This is a genomic window from Veillonella sp. 3310, assembly GCF_003999875.1.
GTDB lineage: Bacteria > Bacillota > Negativicutes > Veillonellales > Veillonellaceae > F0422.
Map to the genome: position 1 here is coordinate 650,450 of NZ_RQVJ01000001.1, position 19,556 is coordinate 670,005.

15 protein-coding genes are annotated in these 19,556 nt (G+C 41.2%); all 15 read right to left on the reverse strand.

Going from position 1 to position 19,556, the window contains the following annotated elements; translation table 11 throughout:
* Positions 1-6: 6 nt before the first annotated feature.
* The 15 genes from EO127_RS03170 to EO127_RS03245 all read right to left on the reverse strand — a co-directional run bounded on the left by EO127_RS03170 (position 7) and on the right by EO127_RS03245 (position 19,555).
* Positions 7-798, reverse strand: a complete 792-nt coding sequence (locus EO127_RS03170; RefSeq protein ID WP_127447970.1) for a Cof-type HAD-IIB family hydrolase — start codon at positions 796-798, stop codon at positions 7-9.
* 256 nt (positions 799-1,054) lie between these two features.
* Positions 1,055-3,295: a protoporphyrinogen oxidase gene (hemG, locus tag EO127_RS08800; protein ID WP_240645982.1), complete on the reverse strand. Its 2,241-nt coding sequence runs from the start codon at positions 3,293-3,295 to the stop codon at positions 1,055-1,057.
* A gap of 1 nt (position 3,296) precedes the next feature.
* On the reverse strand, positions 3,297-4,217 hold the full coding sequence (gene hemH / locus EO127_RS03185) for a ferrochelatase (RefSeq protein ID WP_164742267.1): 921 nt from the start codon (positions 4,215-4,217) through the stop codon (positions 3,297-3,299).
* On the reverse strand, positions 4,204-5,232 hold the full coding sequence (gene hemE / locus EO127_RS03190) for a uroporphyrinogen decarboxylase (protein ID WP_127447972.1): 1,029 nt from the start codon (positions 5,230-5,232) through the stop codon (positions 4,204-4,206). The genes hemH and hemE overlap by 14 nt, the downstream gene beginning before the upstream one ends.
* Before the next feature lie 92 nt (positions 5,233-5,324).
* Positions 5,325-7,214, reverse strand: a complete 1,890-nt coding sequence (locus tag EO127_RS03195; RefSeq protein ID WP_127447973.1) for a VWA domain-containing protein — start codon at positions 7,212-7,214, stop codon at positions 5,325-5,327.
* A gap of 38 nt (positions 7,215-7,252) precedes the next feature.
* Positions 7,253-8,191: an ATP-binding protein gene (locus EO127_RS03200; protein ID WP_127447974.1), complete on the reverse strand. Its 939-nt coding sequence runs from the start codon at positions 8,189-8,191 to the stop codon at positions 7,253-7,255.
* 1 nt (position 8,192) lies between these two features.
* Entirely contained in the window at positions 8,193-8,993 is an 801-nt protein-coding gene (locus EO127_RS03205; protein WP_127447975.1) for an ABC transporter ATP-binding protein, read from the reverse strand.
* Complete coding sequence (locus EO127_RS03210; RefSeq protein WP_127447976.1) at positions 8,990-9,976, reverse strand: iron ABC transporter permease; 987 nt, start codon at positions 9,974-9,976, stop codon at positions 8,990-8,992. Before EO127_RS03210 ends, EO127_RS03205 begins: the two co-directional genes overlap by 4 nt.
* The gene (locus EO127_RS03215) at positions 9,969-10,943 is read right to left on the reverse strand and encodes an ABC transporter substrate-binding protein (protein WP_127447977.1); all 975 of its coding nucleotides are present in this window, start codon (positions 10,941-10,943) and stop codon (positions 9,969-9,971) included. The genes EO127_RS03210 and EO127_RS03215 overlap by 8 nt, the downstream gene beginning before the upstream one ends.
* A complete protein-coding gene (locus EO127_RS03220; protein WP_127447978.1) occupies positions 10,930-14,466 on the reverse strand; it encodes a cobaltochelatase subunit CobN in 3,537 nt (1,178 codons plus the stop codon). The genes EO127_RS03215 and EO127_RS03220 overlap by 14 nt, the downstream gene beginning before the upstream one ends.
* A gap of 10 nt (positions 14,467-14,476) precedes the next feature.
* Positions 14,477-16,447, reverse strand: coding sequence for a TonB-dependent siderophore receptor (locus EO127_RS03225; RefSeq protein WP_127447979.1), 1,971 nt, complete (start codon positions 16,445-16,447; stop codon positions 14,477-14,479).
* 357 nt (positions 16,448-16,804) lie between these two features.
* The gene (locus EO127_RS03230; protein WP_127447980.1) at positions 16,805-17,293 is read right to left on the reverse strand and encodes a EutP/PduV family microcompartment system protein; all 489 of its coding nucleotides are present in this window, start codon (positions 17,291-17,293) and stop codon (positions 16,805-16,807) included.
* Positions 17,294-17,295: 2 nt separating this feature from the next.
* A complete protein-coding gene (gene eutS / locus EO127_RS03235) occupies positions 17,296-17,640 on the reverse strand; it encodes an ethanolamine utilization microcompartment protein EutS (RefSeq protein WP_009353658.1) in 345 nt (114 codons plus the stop codon).
* A 21-nt stretch (positions 17,641-17,661) separates the two neighbouring features.
* Positions 17,662-18,396: an MIP/aquaporin family protein gene (locus EO127_RS03240; RefSeq protein WP_127447981.1), complete on the reverse strand. Its 735-nt coding sequence runs from the start codon at positions 18,394-18,396 to the stop codon at positions 17,662-17,664.
* Between the two features lie 10 nt (positions 18,397-18,406).
* Complete coding sequence (locus tag EO127_RS03245) at positions 18,407-19,555, reverse strand: 1-propanol dehydrogenase PduQ (protein ID WP_127447982.1); 1,149 nt, start codon at positions 19,553-19,555, stop codon at positions 18,407-18,409.
* Position 19,556 lies beyond the last annotated feature (1 nt).

Consider the following 19,556-nt stretch of genomic DNA (forward strand, 5'->3'; position numbering starts at 1 on the left):
AAAATTTTATAACACATTCACTTCGATCCATTTAGCGACACCATCATTTTCATTTGTATCGCATACTTCTTTGGCAATCGTCTTCACATGGTCCTCAGCATTTCCTACTGCCACAGAATGGCCCGTCGCTTGTAACATAGAAATATCATTTTCTGAATTACCAAAGGATACCATATCTTCTAAACCGATGCCCAATCGTTCGCCCATGAAAGCCAAAGCTTCCCCTTTAGATACGCGAGGTGCCACAATTTCTAAGAAGTTCACCTTGGACCGAACTAAATCAACCATATCGCCTACTTCTTCGGAAAGAATAGCAATGACCTCTGTCATACGTTCAGGCTCTTCCACCACTAATAGTTTATTCGTCCCTTTTTGAGGTTCATAGATAGCGTCCCCTACATACACAGCTTTGGCTCCTGTAATCTCTTCATAGAGACGAGAAAACTCTGTTTCACTGTGTACTAACAATTCATCATCAATATAGGACTGAATATAGATATTATGCTCTTTTGCTATGGCTAATACTTTACGGGCTACCTCTGGTGGAATCGCTCGTTCCCAAATAAGTTCCTTACTTTCCACACGTTGAATGATACCGCCAGAATACAGTACCATCGGTACATCGCCTAAGCCTAAACGATGTGCTACAGGATATGCCGTTTGGTACATACGGCCTGTGGCAATAAGTACCTCAATTCCCTTCTCCTGTGCTTGTTTAAGCACTGTTTTTGTATAGTCAGACACGGTGTTATCATCACGTAACAGCGTATCATCTAAATCTATGGCTAACAATTTCATAACATCACTCCTTCATCATATCTTTTATTATACCATATAACAACATATAACCACTGCATAAGTATCACTAAGATACAAATAGTTCTATCCGAAATGATATAAAAAATGACTCAATCATAGATGTTAGCCACAACTCTTAGTGAACGTCACCACATTGGGGAAAATAAAAACACGACAGATTATACAATCCAGTATGGTACTAGTATGCAAACCTGTCGCAATTCTATTTCTTTATAGTGTAATGCCTATTGATGCATTAGGAAAATAGATGATCTATACCATCCATATCTAGAATAGTACCAATCGTAAATGGTCCAAAGATACCAAAACGAGCACTTACTTCATCAAAGCGCATTTCATTGACGATTTTTTTGAACTGAATTGGATCATCACTCATCAAAGTAATTCCCCATTCCCAATCGTCCATACCAAAGGCGCCTGTGGTAAACTCTTTGATAGTGTCTTCATATTTTTTGCCAATTTGACCATGAGAACGCATCATACTACCACGACTTTGACGATCTAGCATATACCAATTATCTGTCAAATTACGTTGCTTAGCCATAGGGTAAAAGCACATGCAAGCCAATCTAGGAATTTTAGGGTATAACCGGGCTTGCACTTTTGGATGATCCTTTGGAGATTTTACATAATTGCTTACTTCAATAACAGATACAAAAGAAGATTCCGGTTGTAATACGCTAAAGATTGGCAATTTTTTTAGTGTCAGCTCTACTTCATTCAACTCTTGCAAAGTTGGTTGCAAGAACCAAAACATAATATCACCTTTATGACCATTGATTTGGTACATAGTATAGCTACTTTCGTGAGCTTCATGGCCTCTTTCTAAATTGCCAATAAATTCCTTAAAAGATTGTAATGCTTCACTTTGTTGCTCAGGAGACCAAGTTCTCCATTTTTCAAAATTGATGGAATAATTAGCGTGTAAGCTAAACCAACCTTCGTATGTTTCAGGCACTTTTTCTAGTCCTGTTATTTCTGGACTTCCTTCCATAGACACTGCTCCATGATGACCGTGCTTAGGTTCTTGACGCCCCTCCACTGGACCTACTCCATGGTGTCCGTGGTTAGATTCTGTATGTGTGTCCATAGGAACTACCTCCTTAGTTTCTTCTTTCCATGCTTCTACTAATTCATATGCTTGTTTGATGCCATCTGGCATGCCTACCCCTTTAAATGGCGTTCCAATCAATGCTAGTCCTGGATAATGTTCTGCCACATGCTTCACGAGTGTGGCCACTCGTTCTTTATGACCTACTTCATATTGAGGCATACTTTTTTGTAAACGTACTACTTCCATCCACTCTGGATTTCCTGTAAACTTCAATATATTTCGTATTTCTGAAAGCGCCAATTCACACAGTTCTTCTTCACTGTGCGTATCTACCGTAGAGTCTGTAGGCTTTCCTAAAAAGACACGCAGTACAACTTTATCTTGCGGTGTTGTTTGTGGCCATTTGCTAGAAATATACGTACATGCCGTCAATGGTGTCTCTGTACTGCGGGTGATGACAAAACCTGTACCTTGCAATGGTTTTGTAAACGCTGATTTTGGTAAGCTCATTATAACAATGGCACAAGAGGATTGTTCCATATGGCGCAATTCTTCAAAATTTGCATCTCCTACAAAAAAATGTTCATAGGATTTCGGTGGCGTGGTGATTACAAGTCTCTCATAAGCATCAGTACCTGCTTGTGTTTGCACTAGATAGCGCTCATCTGTGTAGGATGCGCTTAGTACCTCAGTAGATAGATGCAAAGAAACATTCTTCGGCATTTGCTCCACTAGAGCATCTACTAAAGATTCTAACCCTCCCGTTAATTGGGCAAATTGACCTTCTGTAGCCGCTCCAGATTGTTTGCGCATACTCTGCATAGCCATCATACCTTTCACCAAGTTTCCATGCTTTTGTTCTAATTGACGAAATTCTGGAAAGGTTCCCAGTAAACTTAAGCGCTTTAAGTCTCCGCCGTAGATACCGGATAAGAGGGGCTCAATTAACAAATTGACTAGTTCATCTCCTAAATGATAGCGGAAAAAGGCATCGATACTCATATCCTCGTTTCCTGGATATGGCTTCTTAAAAATATCTAATCCAGCTCGTAATTTACCAGACCAACTCAATAAGCTAGACTTAGCAAAGGGAAGAAACTCCGTAGGAATCCCAATAATCGAACCTCCAGGGATGGGTTTCATTTGACCTTGATGGTAAATATAGGATTCGCCAGTGGCATTACGCACTAAGGTATTACCTAATCCCAATTCCTTCACCAAATCTGTCATAGCTGTTTTTCTTGCTAAATACGAATCAGGTCCTACTTCCACTACATAGCCATCACGGCGTTTTGTTTGCACTTTACCACCCCAACGATTTGAGGATTCTAAAACATGAATCTCCCAGTGAGGAAATGCCTTACTCATATAATAGGCAGATGATAGTCCCGTTAACCCACCGCCAATAATTGCTGCTTTCACATTACACCTCCCGTAATAGAGCTTGTGTGACACCATGCGCCATTGCTTTTACAAAAAGATTATCCTCATCTGGCATAGGCACACGCACATAGGTCATACCTAAATGATCACATTGTTCACGCCGTTCTATATCTAAATCATAGGACACTTCCATATGGGTACAAGTAAAGCCGATGGGAATATATACTACATGTGTATATCCCTCTGTGCTAGCTTGTTCTGTAACAGCTTCCACGGTAGGCGTTAACCATTCTCCACGAGTACCTGCACTTTGCCAAGCTAAGGTAGCATTTGGCAACATCAATTGATCTGCTATGGACTGCATCACTTGCTGCAGACTATGCACATATCCATCATAGGAAATGCCTTTCATTAATGGCACACTATGGGCAGTAAAGACATACATTGGTTTCGCAGTCGCAGGCAATGTACGCATCGTCTTCTGTATTCGGTCTGCCCAAGATTTCACTAATGTCGGTGCATCCCACCAATTCTGTACCACCTTCCACGTTGTGTCCCTAAATGATTGTATTTGTTCTAAATAAGAACCATTTAAAACATCTGTCCCATAAGGATTCATCATGAGTACCACTACCGCATCATAGTGGCCCAATTCTTTGGCTACATCCGCAATGAGCGGTTCTATATATTTATGTGCTTGTACCACAGTTACCTTTGCACCATGCAGTTCCTGCTGTAATTCTTCTTGTAATCTCTCTACTTGCCATGCAGTGGATTCCATTAATCGGGATTGTCCACCGATGCGTTCATACTTATGACGTAAAAGCTGTAATTCTTCCTCACTTGGTCTATGACCTCTTCGTATACGAGTATAATACCCTTCTATATCATCTAAAAAGCGAGGAGAACCATAATCTAACACAAATACACAAACTTGTTGTATCTCTTTATCCTCTGTCATGTACATACTCCACGATCTTTCGCAATACTTTAGGATTTGCATCTGGCACAACACCATGACCTAAATTGAATATATGCTTCCCATGGGCAGCACCTTCTTCTAAAATACGGTCAATTTCATGTTGAATTGTTTTCCAATCTGCGAATAAATAGGCAGGATCTAAATTCCCCTGTAATGTCTGTGTAATGCCCATCGCGCTAGCTTCTGCAATAGAACATCTCCAATCACAACCGATGACATCTAAAGGCAATTCTTTCCACACTGGGAATAAATGCTTTGTACCTACCCCAAACATAGTGATAGGGATATGAGGATACCGCTCTTTGATGGTTCCGATGATTTGTTTCATATACGGGAATACGCCAGTTTCATATTGCTCCATTGAAAGTGCGCCAATCCAAGAATCAAAAATCTGAATGGCCTGTACACCTGCCTTAATTTGCCCCTCCATATAGGTAATGGACATGGTCGTCAAGCGCTCCATCAAAGCATGCCAAATCTCTGGAGTTGCTACTAAACATTGGCGTGTTTTTTGATAACTTTTAGAAGGGCCCCCTTCAATCATATAACTAGCCAATGTGAAAGGAGCCCCTGCAAAGCCAATCAACGGTACTGTAAGCATTTCCTGCGTTAACATTTGAATCGTTTTCACCATAAAATCCAACGATTCTTCTACTACAATATCACGTAAATTTGCTACCTCTTCATGTGAACGTATAGGATTTGCAATGACAGGTCCTACGCCAGGTTTAATGGTTACATCTACACCCATAGGTACCAAAGGAGTCATGATATCTTTGTATAAAATAGCCGCATCTACATCATATTCATGAACAGGCAGAGCCGTTACTTTTGCACATAATTCTGGTTGATGAGTAATCTCAAATAGGCTATATCGCTCTTTTATCTTGCGATACGCCTCTTGACTACGCCCCGCTTGACGCATAAACCAGACTGGTCTACGGGACACTGACTCACCTGCAATCATTTGCAAATAATCTTGTCGTTGTTTCATATATAATTACACCTTACCTTTTACCAAACCAAACTTGGATTCTACATTCTATTGTAGCATATACAGCGTGTAATTACCTATATATTCTATCACTAGTTGTACGATCTATATTGAGAAATATTTATAAGTTCTGCCCCTAACATATGAGCAATTTCTTTGGCGCGGTTCATGCGAACAAAACTGGTGTCTGTATCGATGACCGTCGTTTGTATTCCCTGATTCGCAAGCCATCTACCGATATTGTCTATTCCCTGCAGTGCTTGTGAGGTGACCTTCCCATCTGTAATAATTACGACCTTTGCCTGTACATGCCCCATTTGAGACATATCGTTGCCTATCTGTTTGACCGCTTCCTCAATGCCTTTTACAAAGGGCGTTCTGCCCCCAATACGAGCTTCTCCCAATGCTTTGGGGATGGTCTCAATTCGCTGTGTCAGCGGCACCACACATTGCGCCCCTTGCTTTTGAAAGGTGATGAGCGATACATACTGTCGTTTTACATACATCATCTGTACCAATTGTGAAAGTAACTTCTCTGTCCCCTGTAATCGTTGTCTCTGCCCCATAGATCCACTTGTATCAACTACTAAATAAATGGCTTCTTTTGGCATTTCCTGATACATAGCATATCTGATATCTTCTATAGTTAGCCGAATCGGTACTTGCCGACTGCGTACAATCCCTTGTACTATCGTTGGTATCCATGCAATGGTTCTCCCCGTAGTTCCTTGACGATGTACCTTAGGGCCTCGACCGTCATCACTGATGTCTATGTGTTTCTTTGCCGGCCCAGATTGCAACATCCCATATAAATGTAACACCTGCGTTTCCACTGCTTCTGAAAGTGCAAAGGACTCCTCTACCTTACCTCTATGGGATGTACTGCGCCCTTCTCTATCTGTATCATTTCCTAGTGGTCCATCTAACTCCGTATAGACAGAACCATTTTCTTTCTCTGCCTGATTTGTATCTTGGTTAATGTCCTCTTTTACTTCTTTTTGCATCTCATAAGATCCATCACCATCTGATCCGATTCCCTGAGGACTTCTTTCTCCTTGCCCATCCAGCAACTGGCCATTGCCAGCCTTCTGCAAAGAACTGTTCTCTTCCCCTCCGTTTGCACTGGCCTCATCCGTTTCCTCTTGTCCAGTTCTTGTCTCATCAGATGGCATATGGTCAGATGGATTCTGCCCTTTTCCATCTTGCTGTATCCCAGGGTTCACTGGCTTCTTCATCTTTTGTGGTAATGTCCACGGGAGTACTGTTTCTACATCAGTAGGCTCCACAAACAGATGGCCTTTTTCTCTAGCTAAACCTATGGCCGCTTTTAGTAAAATATATTCCATACCCATAAAGGAAATGTTACATCTCTCTACCAGACTGGAAATATATGTATATATACTATCATGCACGGTGGGGGTTCTAGGTGCATCCATAACTGTTCTCTCGTGAAGAGTCCCCTCTCTGTGGTGACTTTCACGAGCCACGCCTATCTCATAGGTTTCCGCATCGTCCCTATCTGCTAGGACCCGCACTCTAGTGTCCACATCCGGTGATTCTATGGGTATCCACAAATCCATATCATAGACCCACTCTGATAACCCTTCTGTTCCCGTATAAGTCCCAATGATTTGTAATGGTCTCCCCGCTTCGTATCGCCGATTTTGCTCGTAAAGAATCCGTAACCACATGGACCAGTCAAAGTGATCCAATCCTTCGCAGATGAGCAAGTCATACACATCCCAAGGATGTGCTTGTTTTACAATTTGAGCTGTTTCTAAGGTCCTTTGTATATCCACCGCTTCCTGCATAGCACTCACATCTGTATGAGATGTAATCGTCGTATAGGTTCGGCCCCTATCATGCAATGCTTGTAACAGAGCATAAGTTTTTCCCGTTCCCACTTCACCTGAAATCAGTAATGTCCGCAACAAAGGTTCTTGCAAAAAGAGGTGAATGCCTGTATTCAGTTGTAAACTCATACCATTCACCTCCTTTAACAAAATCTTTGATGATTCTACTACTTCTGTACCTCTTCATAGGTAGCCCATAGATTCTCTAACATAGTTTCATCAAATTCACGTTGCTCAAAAGGTTTTCTCTTCATCCGATGAGCCACTACAAGAGGTGTCAACTGTTTCAGATGATCGATGGTCACATGGTTCTCCCCTTGTAACGCCGCTAAGGCACGACTAGCATTGAGCAAAGTAATATCTGAACGATGTCCCTCTACCCCTAGGGTAATCGATATATTGGCAATCAATTCTAACAGATTTGAATCTACCTCAATGGTAGGTAACACCTTACGAGCTATTTCAATCGATTTGCGCAAGGCTTCATCATCCTTGCGGTAGGATTCAATAAATGCTTGTGGATTATCTTCAAAAGCCAATCGGCGACGCAATACTTCCATCCGTAATGCCACATCTGTTTCTGCTTTCACAGTCACCGATAAACCAAAGCGATCCAACAATTGCGGACGGATAGCGCCCTCCTCTGGGTTCATAGTACCAACTAAAATAAATCGTGATGGATGACTATGGCTAATACCTTCACGCTCCACACGATTCACCCCCATGGCCGCTACATCTAGCAATGTATCCACTAAGTAGTCCTCTAATAAATTGACTTCATCCACATAGAGAATGTTTTCGTGGGCCTCAAATAAAATACCTGGAGAAAATTCTTGCTTTCCCTCTTGCAACATCTGCTCAATATCCAAGGTACCTACCAATCTATCTTCTGTACAATGCAAAGGAAGGTCCACTACTTTCATAGGCGTTCCATCACGATGCTTAGGTAAGACCTTCGCTAATCCCCGTACGGCTGTCGATTTTGCCGTTCCTTTATCACCTTGTATCAACACACCACCTACCCGTGGATCTACGGCATTTAACAATAATGCCAACTTCATTTGATCTTGTCCAACTAATGCTGTAAAAGGATATAGATCACTCATCTTAATCTCCTTGCCATCTTCCTTTATTAGGAATTATTTCTATACGTAACTGACCATACCGTTCGTCTCTAAATACATCTGTATCCATATCAAAGGCTCGTTTAATATATTCAGGACGTAGCACTTCTTTTGGCGTACCATCAGCGATAACCCGATGTTCCCCTATGAGAAGTAGACGACTACAGTATTTAGCGGCTAATTCTAAATCGTGCACGACAGTAATGATGGTTTTCCCCTCTTTGCACAAATGTTGAAAGAATCGAAACATATCATCACTATGACCTTTATCGAGGGCAGAGGTCGGCTCATCTAAGAGCATAATATCTGTTTCCTGAGCTAATGCCTTTGCTAATAAGATACGTTGTTTTTCTCCACCGCTAACCTGTTCCAAATGGTAATTTTTTAAATGCGATACCCCTGTATAGGCCATCACCTCTTCCACAATACGGCGATCCTCGTCACTTTCACTATCCCACCAAGACTGGTACGCATAGCGACCGGTCATAACAATTTCTTCAGCACTAAATGCGTAAGGAATCTCCACTTGTTGTTGCATATAACTCATCGTTTTTGCAATAAAGGTATCCGACTGTTTCGCCAAATCTTGACCATTACCATAAATACGCCCTTCATAAGGTAACAACTGGCGAATTGCTTTCAGTAATGTGGTTTTGCCATTCCCATTAGCTCCAATGATACCAATGCACTCACCTTTGTAAAAGTCTTTGGTTACTTCTTGAACGATAGGTTGTCCATCACGATATACAGATACCTGTTCTAAGCACAATACTACATCACTCATAGAGAACCTCCTTTCACTTTCAGACGATGCAACAAGAATAAAAAGTAGGGTGTCCCCAATACGGCTGTCATAATACCTACACGTACGTCCACTGGATGAAATAAAGTTCTGCCTAATGTATCACATAATAGCACAAAGCAAGCTCCACCTAAGGCAGAAGCAGGTATCACTATGCGATGGTCAGGCCCCACCAAGAGGCGCACCATATGTGGTACCACAAGACCTACAAAGCCAATGCTACCACCTACACATACAGAAATAGCCGTCATCATAGCCGATAATACGAGGAAGATCATACGATACCGATTGGTATTCATACCTACAGCTCTAGCTTCCACTTCTCCCATTACTAAAATATTTAAATGCTTGCTCAAGGCTATGATAATCGCTGTTCCTACAGCAATACTAGGCAATGCAATAAGTACATGGTCCCACCGACGATATTCTAAACTGCCAACCATCCAGAATAAAAACTCTTTCAAACGATATTCATTCATCAACGTTAAAATACCAGATGTTAAGGCGCCCAATAGCATACTAATAGCAACACCCGCTAACAATAAAATTCTAGGATCCATACGCCCTTTATACCAACTGAGTGACATCGTAATGCCTAGCGCTGTCAAAGCTCCGATAAATGCAAAGGACGGCATGTAATAGGCACTCACTGACGATAAACCCAAGGCGACTGCAATCACAGCCCCTGTGGAGGCCCCTGATACAACGCCCATAATACCAGGATCTGCCAATGGGTTACCAAATACACCTTGTATGACAGCCCCTGCAATGGCTAGCGCCATTCCAATAGAAATAGCCACTAAAATTCTAGGCAAACGTATAAAATATAAAATTCGTTCTTGCTCCTCTGTTAGATGCAAGAAATCATTAGCACTGATGGGAATAATACCCATACACAAGGACACGACAATAAGCACCAATAGCAGTATCATCATGCCAACCATATAGAACCACGGTCTATTCATGGTTGCCTTCTCCTTTCTCGCTCTCTCGAACGATGCGCAAAATATCTTTCATAGATTCACCAATAAATTGATTTCCTGCATATAAATTGGACGCATTCATAGGCAATACACGATGGTCATGTACGGCTTTTACCGTTTGCAATCCTGGATTATCTCGGTATAGTGTTTGCCAGGCCATTTCACTTTTGTCGTATACTGGTATGAGGATTACATTAGGATCCATTTCAATAATACGTTCTTCTGTGAAAGCCGTTCTAGGTGCATATCCCATATGGCTCGGCCCATTTACAAGGCCCATGACACGAGTCATATCATCAAACAGACTCCCTGTCCCTGAAAAGCCCTCCATAGATGACATCGAAATCACTACTTGTCCTTTTGTGTCTGCCGAAAGAGCTTTCACCTCTTCTATGTCTTGCTTCATCTTAGCAGTCATGCTGTGAACTTTATCCTCTGCACCTACAGCATATCCTAATCGTTCCACTAACTCTATGGTTTCTTGTACTGTTTTAGGACTGCTGATGATGACCACAGGAATTCCCATATGCTCTAATCCATCTAGTACATCTCGACTTGTATACTCTGGAGCAATCACCAAATCAGGATGTAAATATACAATTTTTTCCACTGCATATGAGTATAAAGAGACTTTCACAGATTTCGCCAGTTCATAGTTCGGCCCATATCCTTTTGTTTTTGATAGAAAGCTAACAGCCCCTAATCGACTAGGCCCCACCATCTCTAATAATATAGGTTCGTAGGCAGAGGTCAACGAGACAATTCTCTTCGCTTCCACAGGAATAGTAACCGTTCGTCCCCAATCATCGATGATTGTTCGTTGTTCTCCTTGTATAAGATTAGGTGGTTCACTATGGGTAATTGCAGAAATCCAGCTAGTAAGACCTATTAGAATGGCGCCTAACAGGAGCACACTGATTAGCAAACACAACACTCTACGGTTCATCATAATACCCCTCTAGATCATCTTCCAAAGACATCGCTACATCTCGTAGTCCTTCTCTTCGCTCCTCAGTAGCTTTCCAAAGTCCTCTTTGTTCTGCTTCCAACAAAGTACTACAAATAGCACCTAAAGCCCATGGGTTCACTTGGCGCATCCAGTCCTGTACGTCCTGATTCATGACATATTCGTCTGTGTACGCATCATACATCCAATCTTGCACCATGTCGCTAGTAGCATCCCATTCATACGTATGCTGTACATAAGAAGCCATATCAGCTGCTCCCTTATAACCATGTTTCATCATACCCTCTATAAAAATAGGGTTCATTGGTTCACTGCGAAATTGACGCTGAATTTCATCTTCTAAGGAACGCACCAATATGTCTTTCCGATATGTTGTATCGCCTATAAAAGATTTCGGTTGTACGCCTTTGATCGATTCTACAGCAGCAATCATCCCACCATGATAGGCGTTGAAATCATCGGTACTCAACAAACTAACCTCTCGATTATCTTCATTCTTCACCGTCAATTCAATGGAGCCTAGGCGCTTGCGAAACTGCTGATGACTCGGAATAATTTCCCCTTGCTCATCATATCCATAGCCGCCCCATGTAACATAAGCATTGGCTAAGTCTTCACGGGTAGACCAATTACTTTGTTCTAAAATTTGGTTCACCCCTGCCCCATAAGCTCCTGGTGCATCACCAAATACACGAATGGAGGCTGCTTTGATAGCTTCTTCATAATTCATACCTTCTTCTACTAACGCAGCTGTATCTAGCTCTATATGTTTTTTTACATAATTCACACTATGGTCTTCAGCAAGAGCGCCCACCATTTGCACGGCTTTTGCAATCCACATAACACCAGAAGGTATCATGTCTCGGAATAATCCGCTAATACGGCTTGTTACGTCAATCCGTGGTCGACCTAACTCTTCCAGAGGTATGACTTCTAAACCGGACACACGACTCCCTATGTATACTGGTCGTACACCAAGTAAATATAGTACTTCACCAATACATTGACCATGGGTACGTTGCGTATTGTCAGCCCACAACACTATGCCGATTTCCTCTGGGTATCGCTGTTCTTCTCGAATATATTCATTGAGTAATGCATCGCCTAGTTCACAGCCTATGGCATAGGCAGGCACTGTTGGCAAGGTCCGTTCGTCGATGCCATAAAAATTGCGTCCCATAGGTAGTACATCGATACCACCATTCGTAACAGCACCACCAATATTAGGAGGAATATACTTTCCTTCCAAACCTCTTAATAGTTGGTCCATTTCCTCTGTTGTTTGGCGCAGCCCTTCTACATACTGTGTACACAGAGTCTCTTGATCCGTTCCTTCAGGTACTCCATGCATATCCAGGAACGCATCTACATATCCTTCTTCTTCTTCACTAGTTGGATTTTGCCCCAAAATATGCAATCCACAACGAATATGACGGTTTTGAATATCCATCAAATAATTATGAATATCTCCTAACAGTTCTTCTGCTTCGTCACTGCTAATCGACTCTGCTAGGTGGCGCCACTCCTCATCTGTCACCATTCTATCTGCTGCAAAGTGTGCCTGACCATCCTCTCGATACCAGTCGAAGCGGCCACACAAGTGCTCCAAATGGCAATCTTTTATAGAAGACAAAATATATCCTAGCACTACTTGCTCTTGGTTTGTTTCCTGTGCTTTCATATGGTCATACTCATCAAGGTATCGTTCCAATGTTTCGTAGTCACCATATAAACCAGACCGCTTCATAGGCGGCGATAAATAGCTAAGCAAGACAGCATGACTACGCCGTTTAGCTTGGATACCTTCACCGACGATAGTTGTCCAATATGGATATAGATTGGGCATATCTTCAATGCCTAATTGAGGATAACAATATTCACTTAAGGCGGTACCCTTACCTGGGAGCCATTCTAAATTGCCATGAGTTCCCATGTGAATGGCTACATCAGCTTGAAAGACAGTCCGCACCCAATGGTACACACCTTCATAGTGATGAGTTGGTGGAATATCTGGTGAATGGTACAATGCATCTGGGTTATCACTGAATCCACGTGGCGGTTGTACTAATACCCATACGTTGCCAAAGGGCACACCAGGAATGATGAGTTCATCCTCTTCTACAAATATCTCACCTATAGGCTCCCCCCAATGTTGAAGTAATGCTTCTTGGGTAGCACTATCCAGCTTTAAAAACCACGCCGTATATACTCGTTTCGGTAGTTTTGGAGCTTTCTTTACTGCTGAATCAGTCAAGCAATCTACGTCATTAGTAGCATGTTTAGTGAGAATGGTCATGAGTTCTTCACTCGTTCGAGGGAGATTTTCCACTGTATATCCTGTATTTTGCAATTCTTGTAACAATCGCAATACAGATTCTGGAGTATCTAGTCCACAGGCATTACCAATGTGGGAGTTTTTCGGAGGATAGTTATGAAGGAACAGAGCAATCTTTACTTCTGACCTATGTTTCTGTTGCAATGCAATCCATCGTTTGGCTTGGTCTACTAACTTTTGAATCCCCTCAGGATATGGTTTGAAATAGTAGACTCTTTCCTCTGAGTACGTTCTGGTCCCTACAATATGACCGTTTAAAATACCATCTATTTCCGGCAATGACAAGGAAAAGGATATATCCATAGGCTCTAACCCTTGTGAACGTGTTTGCCAGCTTTCAAGAGTAGTATAGGTAACAAAGCCCTGCAAGATAGGGATTCCTAAATCCGTCATTTCATCACGACTCGCCCCCTGCAAGCCAATGATGGAGAACTTGCATGTATTAATGATGAGAGATATGGTCTCTTTCACTTGATGATCAAACAATGTGTGCCAACAATCATACCACCGTAATTGTCCACCAGCCTTGCTGCTATATTGTCCAAATACTAATACAGGAGATAGCCCCTGTTCTAATGCACGATCATACAATTCATAGGGATAGTCTAATTGGCCTTGTACCCACTCATCACGATAGAAAAAGATGCCCACCACGGGACCATCATGGTTGTAATCCTTACGATACGCCTCATAGGATTGATACACTTCCCCTTGTCTACCTAAAATACCTTGATATGGCAATTCTTTTACTGGTTGCACCGGTCCCATATAGCCCCGTAAAGACAGCATATATTGGCACAGCCCTAGAAAATTATCTACTCCACCTTGGTGCAAATAAGCCTGAATTTGATCGATGTCACTATCTGCAACACCATATCTTTGCACATCGGACGAAGAGTCATGGAATAGTAATACATAAGGAACTTGTTTCTGTGTAATATATTTGTGAATCCCTTTTACCAAAGTAGTATCTAAGGTACTCCCTACATGAGTAAATAGAACTATATCCGCCCCGTCAATAGCATGTTGAATATCTACTAACTCCATATCATCGCATGACAGAAAGACTATGCCCAAAGACATAGTCTCATCTGTACACTTCTGCTTTAGTTCTTTCGCCCATTGCCAATGTTTCGTCATAGACGTAATGACTAAGATTGAATACTTCATATCTTACCTACTAGAAACGATAGGAATAGTTCACATAGTAATTACGTGGTAAGTCCCAATATTCCCAATCGCCTTGTGAGATTACATTTTGGCGATTCAATACATTATTGACATAGAGTCCAATAGTTTGTGATTCATTAGGACTGTAATTCACATGAGCATTCACATTGATAAATGCCGGATTTCGTTTTCCATCACGATTGAAAGCCCGAATTCCCCAGTACGATGCCGACAGGCCTGCTTGCCATTTATCTTTTTCATAATCAAATGCTGCATTCAATTCTAATTTAGGTGCTGTTTGTACCCAGTTTGTCGCTTTTATCTCTTGTTTCTGAGGATTGGAGTAGGATGCACCTAAAGTCATTATTAAATCACTAGTAACATAGGATTTATATTCTGCTTCAATGCCAGTATTACGGAACTCTCCGCCATTGATACGAATAGTTTTACGATTTCCATCAAGAGGGTTCTCTGCCCAATCAAAGAAGTTTTTAAATCTCATATGATACAGACTAACACGCCAAGAATCACGTTTATTCGCTTGCTTGAAGCCGATTTCATAGTTCCAACCTTCTTCAGGCTTCAAGTCGCCACCAGGAATTTTAATGTATTCCGAAACTTTTTTATCTTTTAGATCTGTAACCCATTTAAAAGCATCATGAATATTCGGCATGGTAAATGCTTTTCCCACATTGGTATATATCGATCTAGACTTATCAATTTTATACAGTGTTTGCCATTGCGGAGTAAATACATTTTGATTATTAATAGGATCATTGATTACTTGATAACGTCCACCAATAGTAGTACTGAAAGATGGTGTAATTTGAAATTCGTAATTGCCATAGAGAGCCATAATATTACGATCAGCCTTTACCTTCTTATTCGCATCTGATAATCCTTGGTATGCCTCATGTACACCCATTACACCTAAAACTGCTTTATGTGTATCACCATACAATTTCCATGTATGTTGTGCTTCTGTTCCTATTTTATAGGCCCCATAATTATATGGACTTTGTACATACTTAGGGTTTGCCAAGCTGTTACTTTCACCTACTAGTCGACGAGTATTAAAAAATAGTGTAGCTTTTGTTGTGGTATCATCATAAACAATAGAACCATTATTTTTTATATCTCGATAATGCCAATATTTAGTCTCTGTTAATGCCGATTTTTTAGTTGTCCATTTCGCCTTTGGTATAGTACTAATTTGTCCATACGTAGAATCACTTTGTTGACGCATATAATTAATAGTCACATAGTCATGTGGTTTTACATTCACTGCTATATTATGAGCATACCCTTTATTGCGTGTATTATAATAATTACGTCCTATTCTGTCAGGAGATGTTTTAGCTTGTGCACCATAGTATTCTTTCGATGTAGAAATCTCAATTTTGTCAGTTCCTACTGTGGTTGCATATTTTTTGTACCCTTCATTTCCGATACGGGTTTCGATGCTACCGTGACTTTTAGTAGGGGTTTTAGTGATTACATTCACCACTCCACCTAGCGCCTCCGACCCATATTGTGCAGACGCGGCTCCACGAACGATTTCAATACGTTCCACATTATCCATCATCAAGCCATTTAAGCTATTTTTTCCATCTAAATTGATGGGCGCACCATTGACCAACACTAGAGAGCTTCTATCTAAGCCACGGATGTTCGTGCGACTTTCCATGCCACCAAATTCTAACCCCAAAGGTCCATAGCTAAATGTAGTAATCCCTGTGGCTTGTCCTACAGCATCAAAGATACTTTTGGCACCAGAATTTTTTAAATCTTCTTGATCTAATACAGTCACCGATGCTGGAGTGTCTAAATCTTTTGTCTCAAACCGTTGTGCTGTCACAACTACTGGGTTTAAAACTGTTACTGACTCTTTTTCAGTCATAGCGTGTGCACTCAATACACTGACTGTAGAACCTACTAATCCAGCAAAAATTGCTAATCGTAACGCCTTCCCTTTCATCATTACTCTCCTAACTGTAGCTACTTGCTACTTAACATACCGTGCCTACATGCCCATTGTAGAACACAAATTGTCACCTTATATCTTATAAGGAGTCTAAAATATGTATTACTTCCAACCCATTTCCATTATTTGAAATAAGCTTTTCTATTTCATCATACTACATCTATAAGCGTTAAGTAAAATAAGATTTAGTTATATACAAAAAGATAAGCACCAGTTATGTAACTAATGCTTTCCTGTCTATCGTTTGCTTTAATGAGGTTCTATAATATATCTTAGGGGGACAGCAAAAGCCATCCCCCCAAAGTATATTTTTTTATGCCTTGAATTTATAATCTAAGTGCAACTACAAAAGATTCATACCTTTACAGATAACATCTCTTTAAGAGCTTCGTATCCATAGGTCACCATGGGAATATCTTCTATGAAGTTTGTATCTACTATGTCTTGTGCCGTATCCGCGACGATACAGATGTCATTAGCACCCGCTAGTCGTAGTAGGCGAATACTTTCACCAATCTGAGAGGTTTCTAATACATCATTCGTAATCACAACGCCTACCAAATTGCGATTAAAGGCTCCTGCCGTAGCTGGTGGATAAGGATTAAATGGTTCCCCTATACGGTACACCAATACCACTGTATCCACATCGTAGGATGACACTAGCAGAGCAGAAAAATACCAAGGATTTTCAATGTACTCTCCGGGAGTTAGCACACAATTGCCTTCACGATACACAGCCATTGGCCATGGCAATGTCTTCTTTCCGCCTAAAAGACGTTGTACCACAGTTTCCACATGACTATAAGTGCTACCAACCCACAGAGTACTACGCAAGGTATCCACGGTTAACTCCTTGTAAGAGGAACTACGCTAAACTGTAGCAATTCCGAGAATCCCTGTAATACACTAGAGAGTGATACCTCTACACTAGAAACATCTCCTGATATTAACACAGCCCCTGAAAATCGATCGATAAATTCGATATGCACATTGGCTGCTTTAGAGGCCATATCTCCTGCAATAATTGCCGCTTCCCCTGGGGTAATCGTCAAAATACCTACAGCACTACGACCTTCACTATCCAAACCTAATTTACTGTATAAGTCCCGTTTAGGATTTGCCAATACATGAGCTAATGTAACTTGTTTCCCTGGTACTGACTCTTGAATGATACGTTGCTTATCTAGCATAAGATACAACCTCCTTTCCAGTTACAAATGTAACGCTGCATGTAGCCAGTTAAATGCGCCCACTGCTAACAACGCACCAATCGTTGGTCCCACAATTGGTACCCATGCATACTTCATGTTCGCTGTTCCTTTATTAGGTAACGGTAAAATAGCATAAGCCAAACGTGGTGTAAAGTCACGAGCCGGATTCAATGCAAACCCTGTAGTTCCACCGAAAGAAAAACCGATACTTGCTACAAGGAAGCCTATAATAAGTGGTGCTAAGCCATCTGCCATAGGTCCCAAGAAAAGTACACAAAAGATGAATAAGAAGGTAGCAATCACTTCAGATAGTAAGTTCCACGTGCGTTCATCACAAGCTGGACCTGTGGCAAAAATACATACACAGTTGCCTTCATCTGGACCAGTGATTTTAAAGTGAGGATAATAGTGTAGCATAGTAATTCCCGCTCCTACAAAACCGCCTAATAATTGAGCAATCACTGCTCCTATTACCAAGTCAGACGGAAATAATCCACCTGCTGCAAAAGCAATTGTCAAAGCTGGGTTCAAGTGTCCTACACCGCCTAAGTGAACAGCCACATACACTGCAAATGTAACTGCAAACCCCCAACCAAACATCAATCCTATCCAATTTGTTTTAATTGCGCTTGTAATTGTATTTTTAAGCAATAATCCTGCATTACAACTACTACCGAAAGCCATTAGAATAGCGGTTCCGATAAATTCACTAACATACACTTGTGTAGCATCCATATGTGTTACCTCATATAATACATGTTAATATACGTGTTAAATCTTCTTTTGCAGCTGCGTATGGATTACCTGGGTAGGTACGATCCATCATGGCCTGTTGCACTAATGTAGGAAAGGATTCTTCAAAGGAAACCTCATCAACACCAAACTCTTTCATTGTTATAATGCAACCCACTCGACGTGCTAAAGATTGTGCACATCGTACTAAGGCAGCAATTTGTGCACTTTCATCATCAAATTCGGTGGTTAAGGAGAGTTTTTGTGCAATCGAAATGTATTTTAATTTAGCCGTATTGGAGTTGGCTGCATTATACATAATGACATATGGCAATAGCATAGCATTAGCTAGTCCATGCGGTATATGAAATTGCCCACCTAATTGATGTGCTAAAGCATGAGTAATACCTAGACCAGCTTGATTGAAAGCTAACCCTGCCATACAGGATGCTTCGTGCATCGCCGCTCGAGCTACTTCATCAGTTCCATTCTCTACACATGTTGGTAAATTCTTAATCACTAATTCTATTGCTTTTTCAGCTAATGCATCTGTAAAATGATTGGCCTCTATAGCCACCAAGGCTTCCATAGCATGTACGAGCACATCCATGCCACTATAGGCAGTTACTTTTGGAGGTGCCGACTTAACAAAAAATGTTGTTAAAATCGCTTCATCTGGCAATAAGCTGTCATCTACCAACGGATATTTTATACCTGTTTTAGTATCTGTAATAACAGCAAATGATGTCACTTCAGATCCAGTGCCGCTCGTTGTTGGTATGGCAATAAATTTTTTTACGCCAATGCCATAAATTTTGTTACAGAAATAGTTAATACCTTTGGCTGTATCAATTGCAGATCCTCCACCGATGACAATCAGCACTGTGGCTTTTTCTTTCTGCAATACCTCTACCCCTTTGACAATGGAGTCAATAGGTGGATCTGGTACTACATCGGAATACACGACATAGGTATTGTTTGTATTCACCAAGTCAATCACCGTCTGTAATGCTGGTGTACCTTCTAAAAATGGGTCACAGATGATAAAAATACGTTCTCCTTCTAATAGACGAAGTCTTTCTAAGGCATCTGTTTTAGTACCATTGGCAAAGTGTTCTGTTTGTCCTGTAAAAATTTGCGTTTTAAATGACCATGATTCCATG

What these genes read in the sequence shown, in the direction of transcription:
- EO127_RS03170 (WP_127447970.1), bottom strand. Translation starts at nt 798, where the DNA reads ATGAAATTGTTAGCCATAGATTTAGATGATACGCTGTTACGTGATGAT.
- hemH (WP_164742267.1), bottom strand. Translation starts at nt 4,217, where the DNA reads ATGACAGAGGATAAAGAGATACAACAAGTTTGTGTATTTGTGTTAGAT.
- hemE (WP_127447972.1), bottom strand. Translation starts at nt 5,232, where the DNA reads ATGAAACAACGACAAGATTATTTGCAAATGATTGCAGGTGAGTCAGTG.
- EO127_RS03195 (WP_127447973.1), bottom strand. Translation starts at nt 7,214, where the DNA reads ATGAGTTTACAACTGAATACAGGCATTCACCTCTTTTTGCAAGAACCT.
- EO127_RS03200 (WP_127447974.1), bottom strand. Translation starts at nt 8,191, where the DNA reads ATGAGTGATCTATATCCTTTTACAGCATTAGTTGGACAAGATCAAATG.
- EO127_RS03205 (WP_127447975.1), bottom strand. Translation starts at nt 8,993, where the DNA reads ATGAGTGATGTAGTATTGTGCTTAGAACAGGTATCTGTATATCGTGAT.
- EO127_RS03210 (WP_127447976.1), bottom strand. Translation starts at nt 9,976, where the DNA reads ATGAATAGACCGTGGTTCTATATGGTTGGCATGATGATACTGCTATTG.
- EO127_RS03215 (WP_127447977.1), bottom strand. Translation starts at nt 10,943, where the DNA reads ATGATGAACCGTAGAGTGTTGTGTTTGCTAATCAGTGTGCTCCTGTTA.
- EO127_RS03220 (WP_127447978.1), bottom strand. Translation starts at nt 14,466, where the DNA reads ATGAAGTATTCAATCTTAGTCATTACGTCTATGACGAAACATTGGCAA.
- EO127_RS03225 (WP_127447979.1), bottom strand. Translation starts at nt 16,447, where the DNA reads ATGATGAAAGGGAAGGCGTTACGATTAGCAATTTTTGCTGGATTAGTA.
- eutS (WP_009353658.1), bottom strand. Translation starts at nt 17,640, where the DNA reads ATGCTAGATAAGCAACGTATCATTCAAGAGTCAGTACCAGGGAAACAA.
- EO127_RS03240 (WP_127447981.1), bottom strand. Translation starts at nt 18,396, where the DNA reads ATGGATGCTACACAAGTGTATGTTAGTGAATTTATCGGAACCGCTATT.
- EO127_RS03245 (WP_127447982.1), bottom strand. Translation starts at nt 19,555, where the DNA reads ATGGAATCATGGTCATTTAAAACGCAAATTTTTACAGGACAAACAGAA.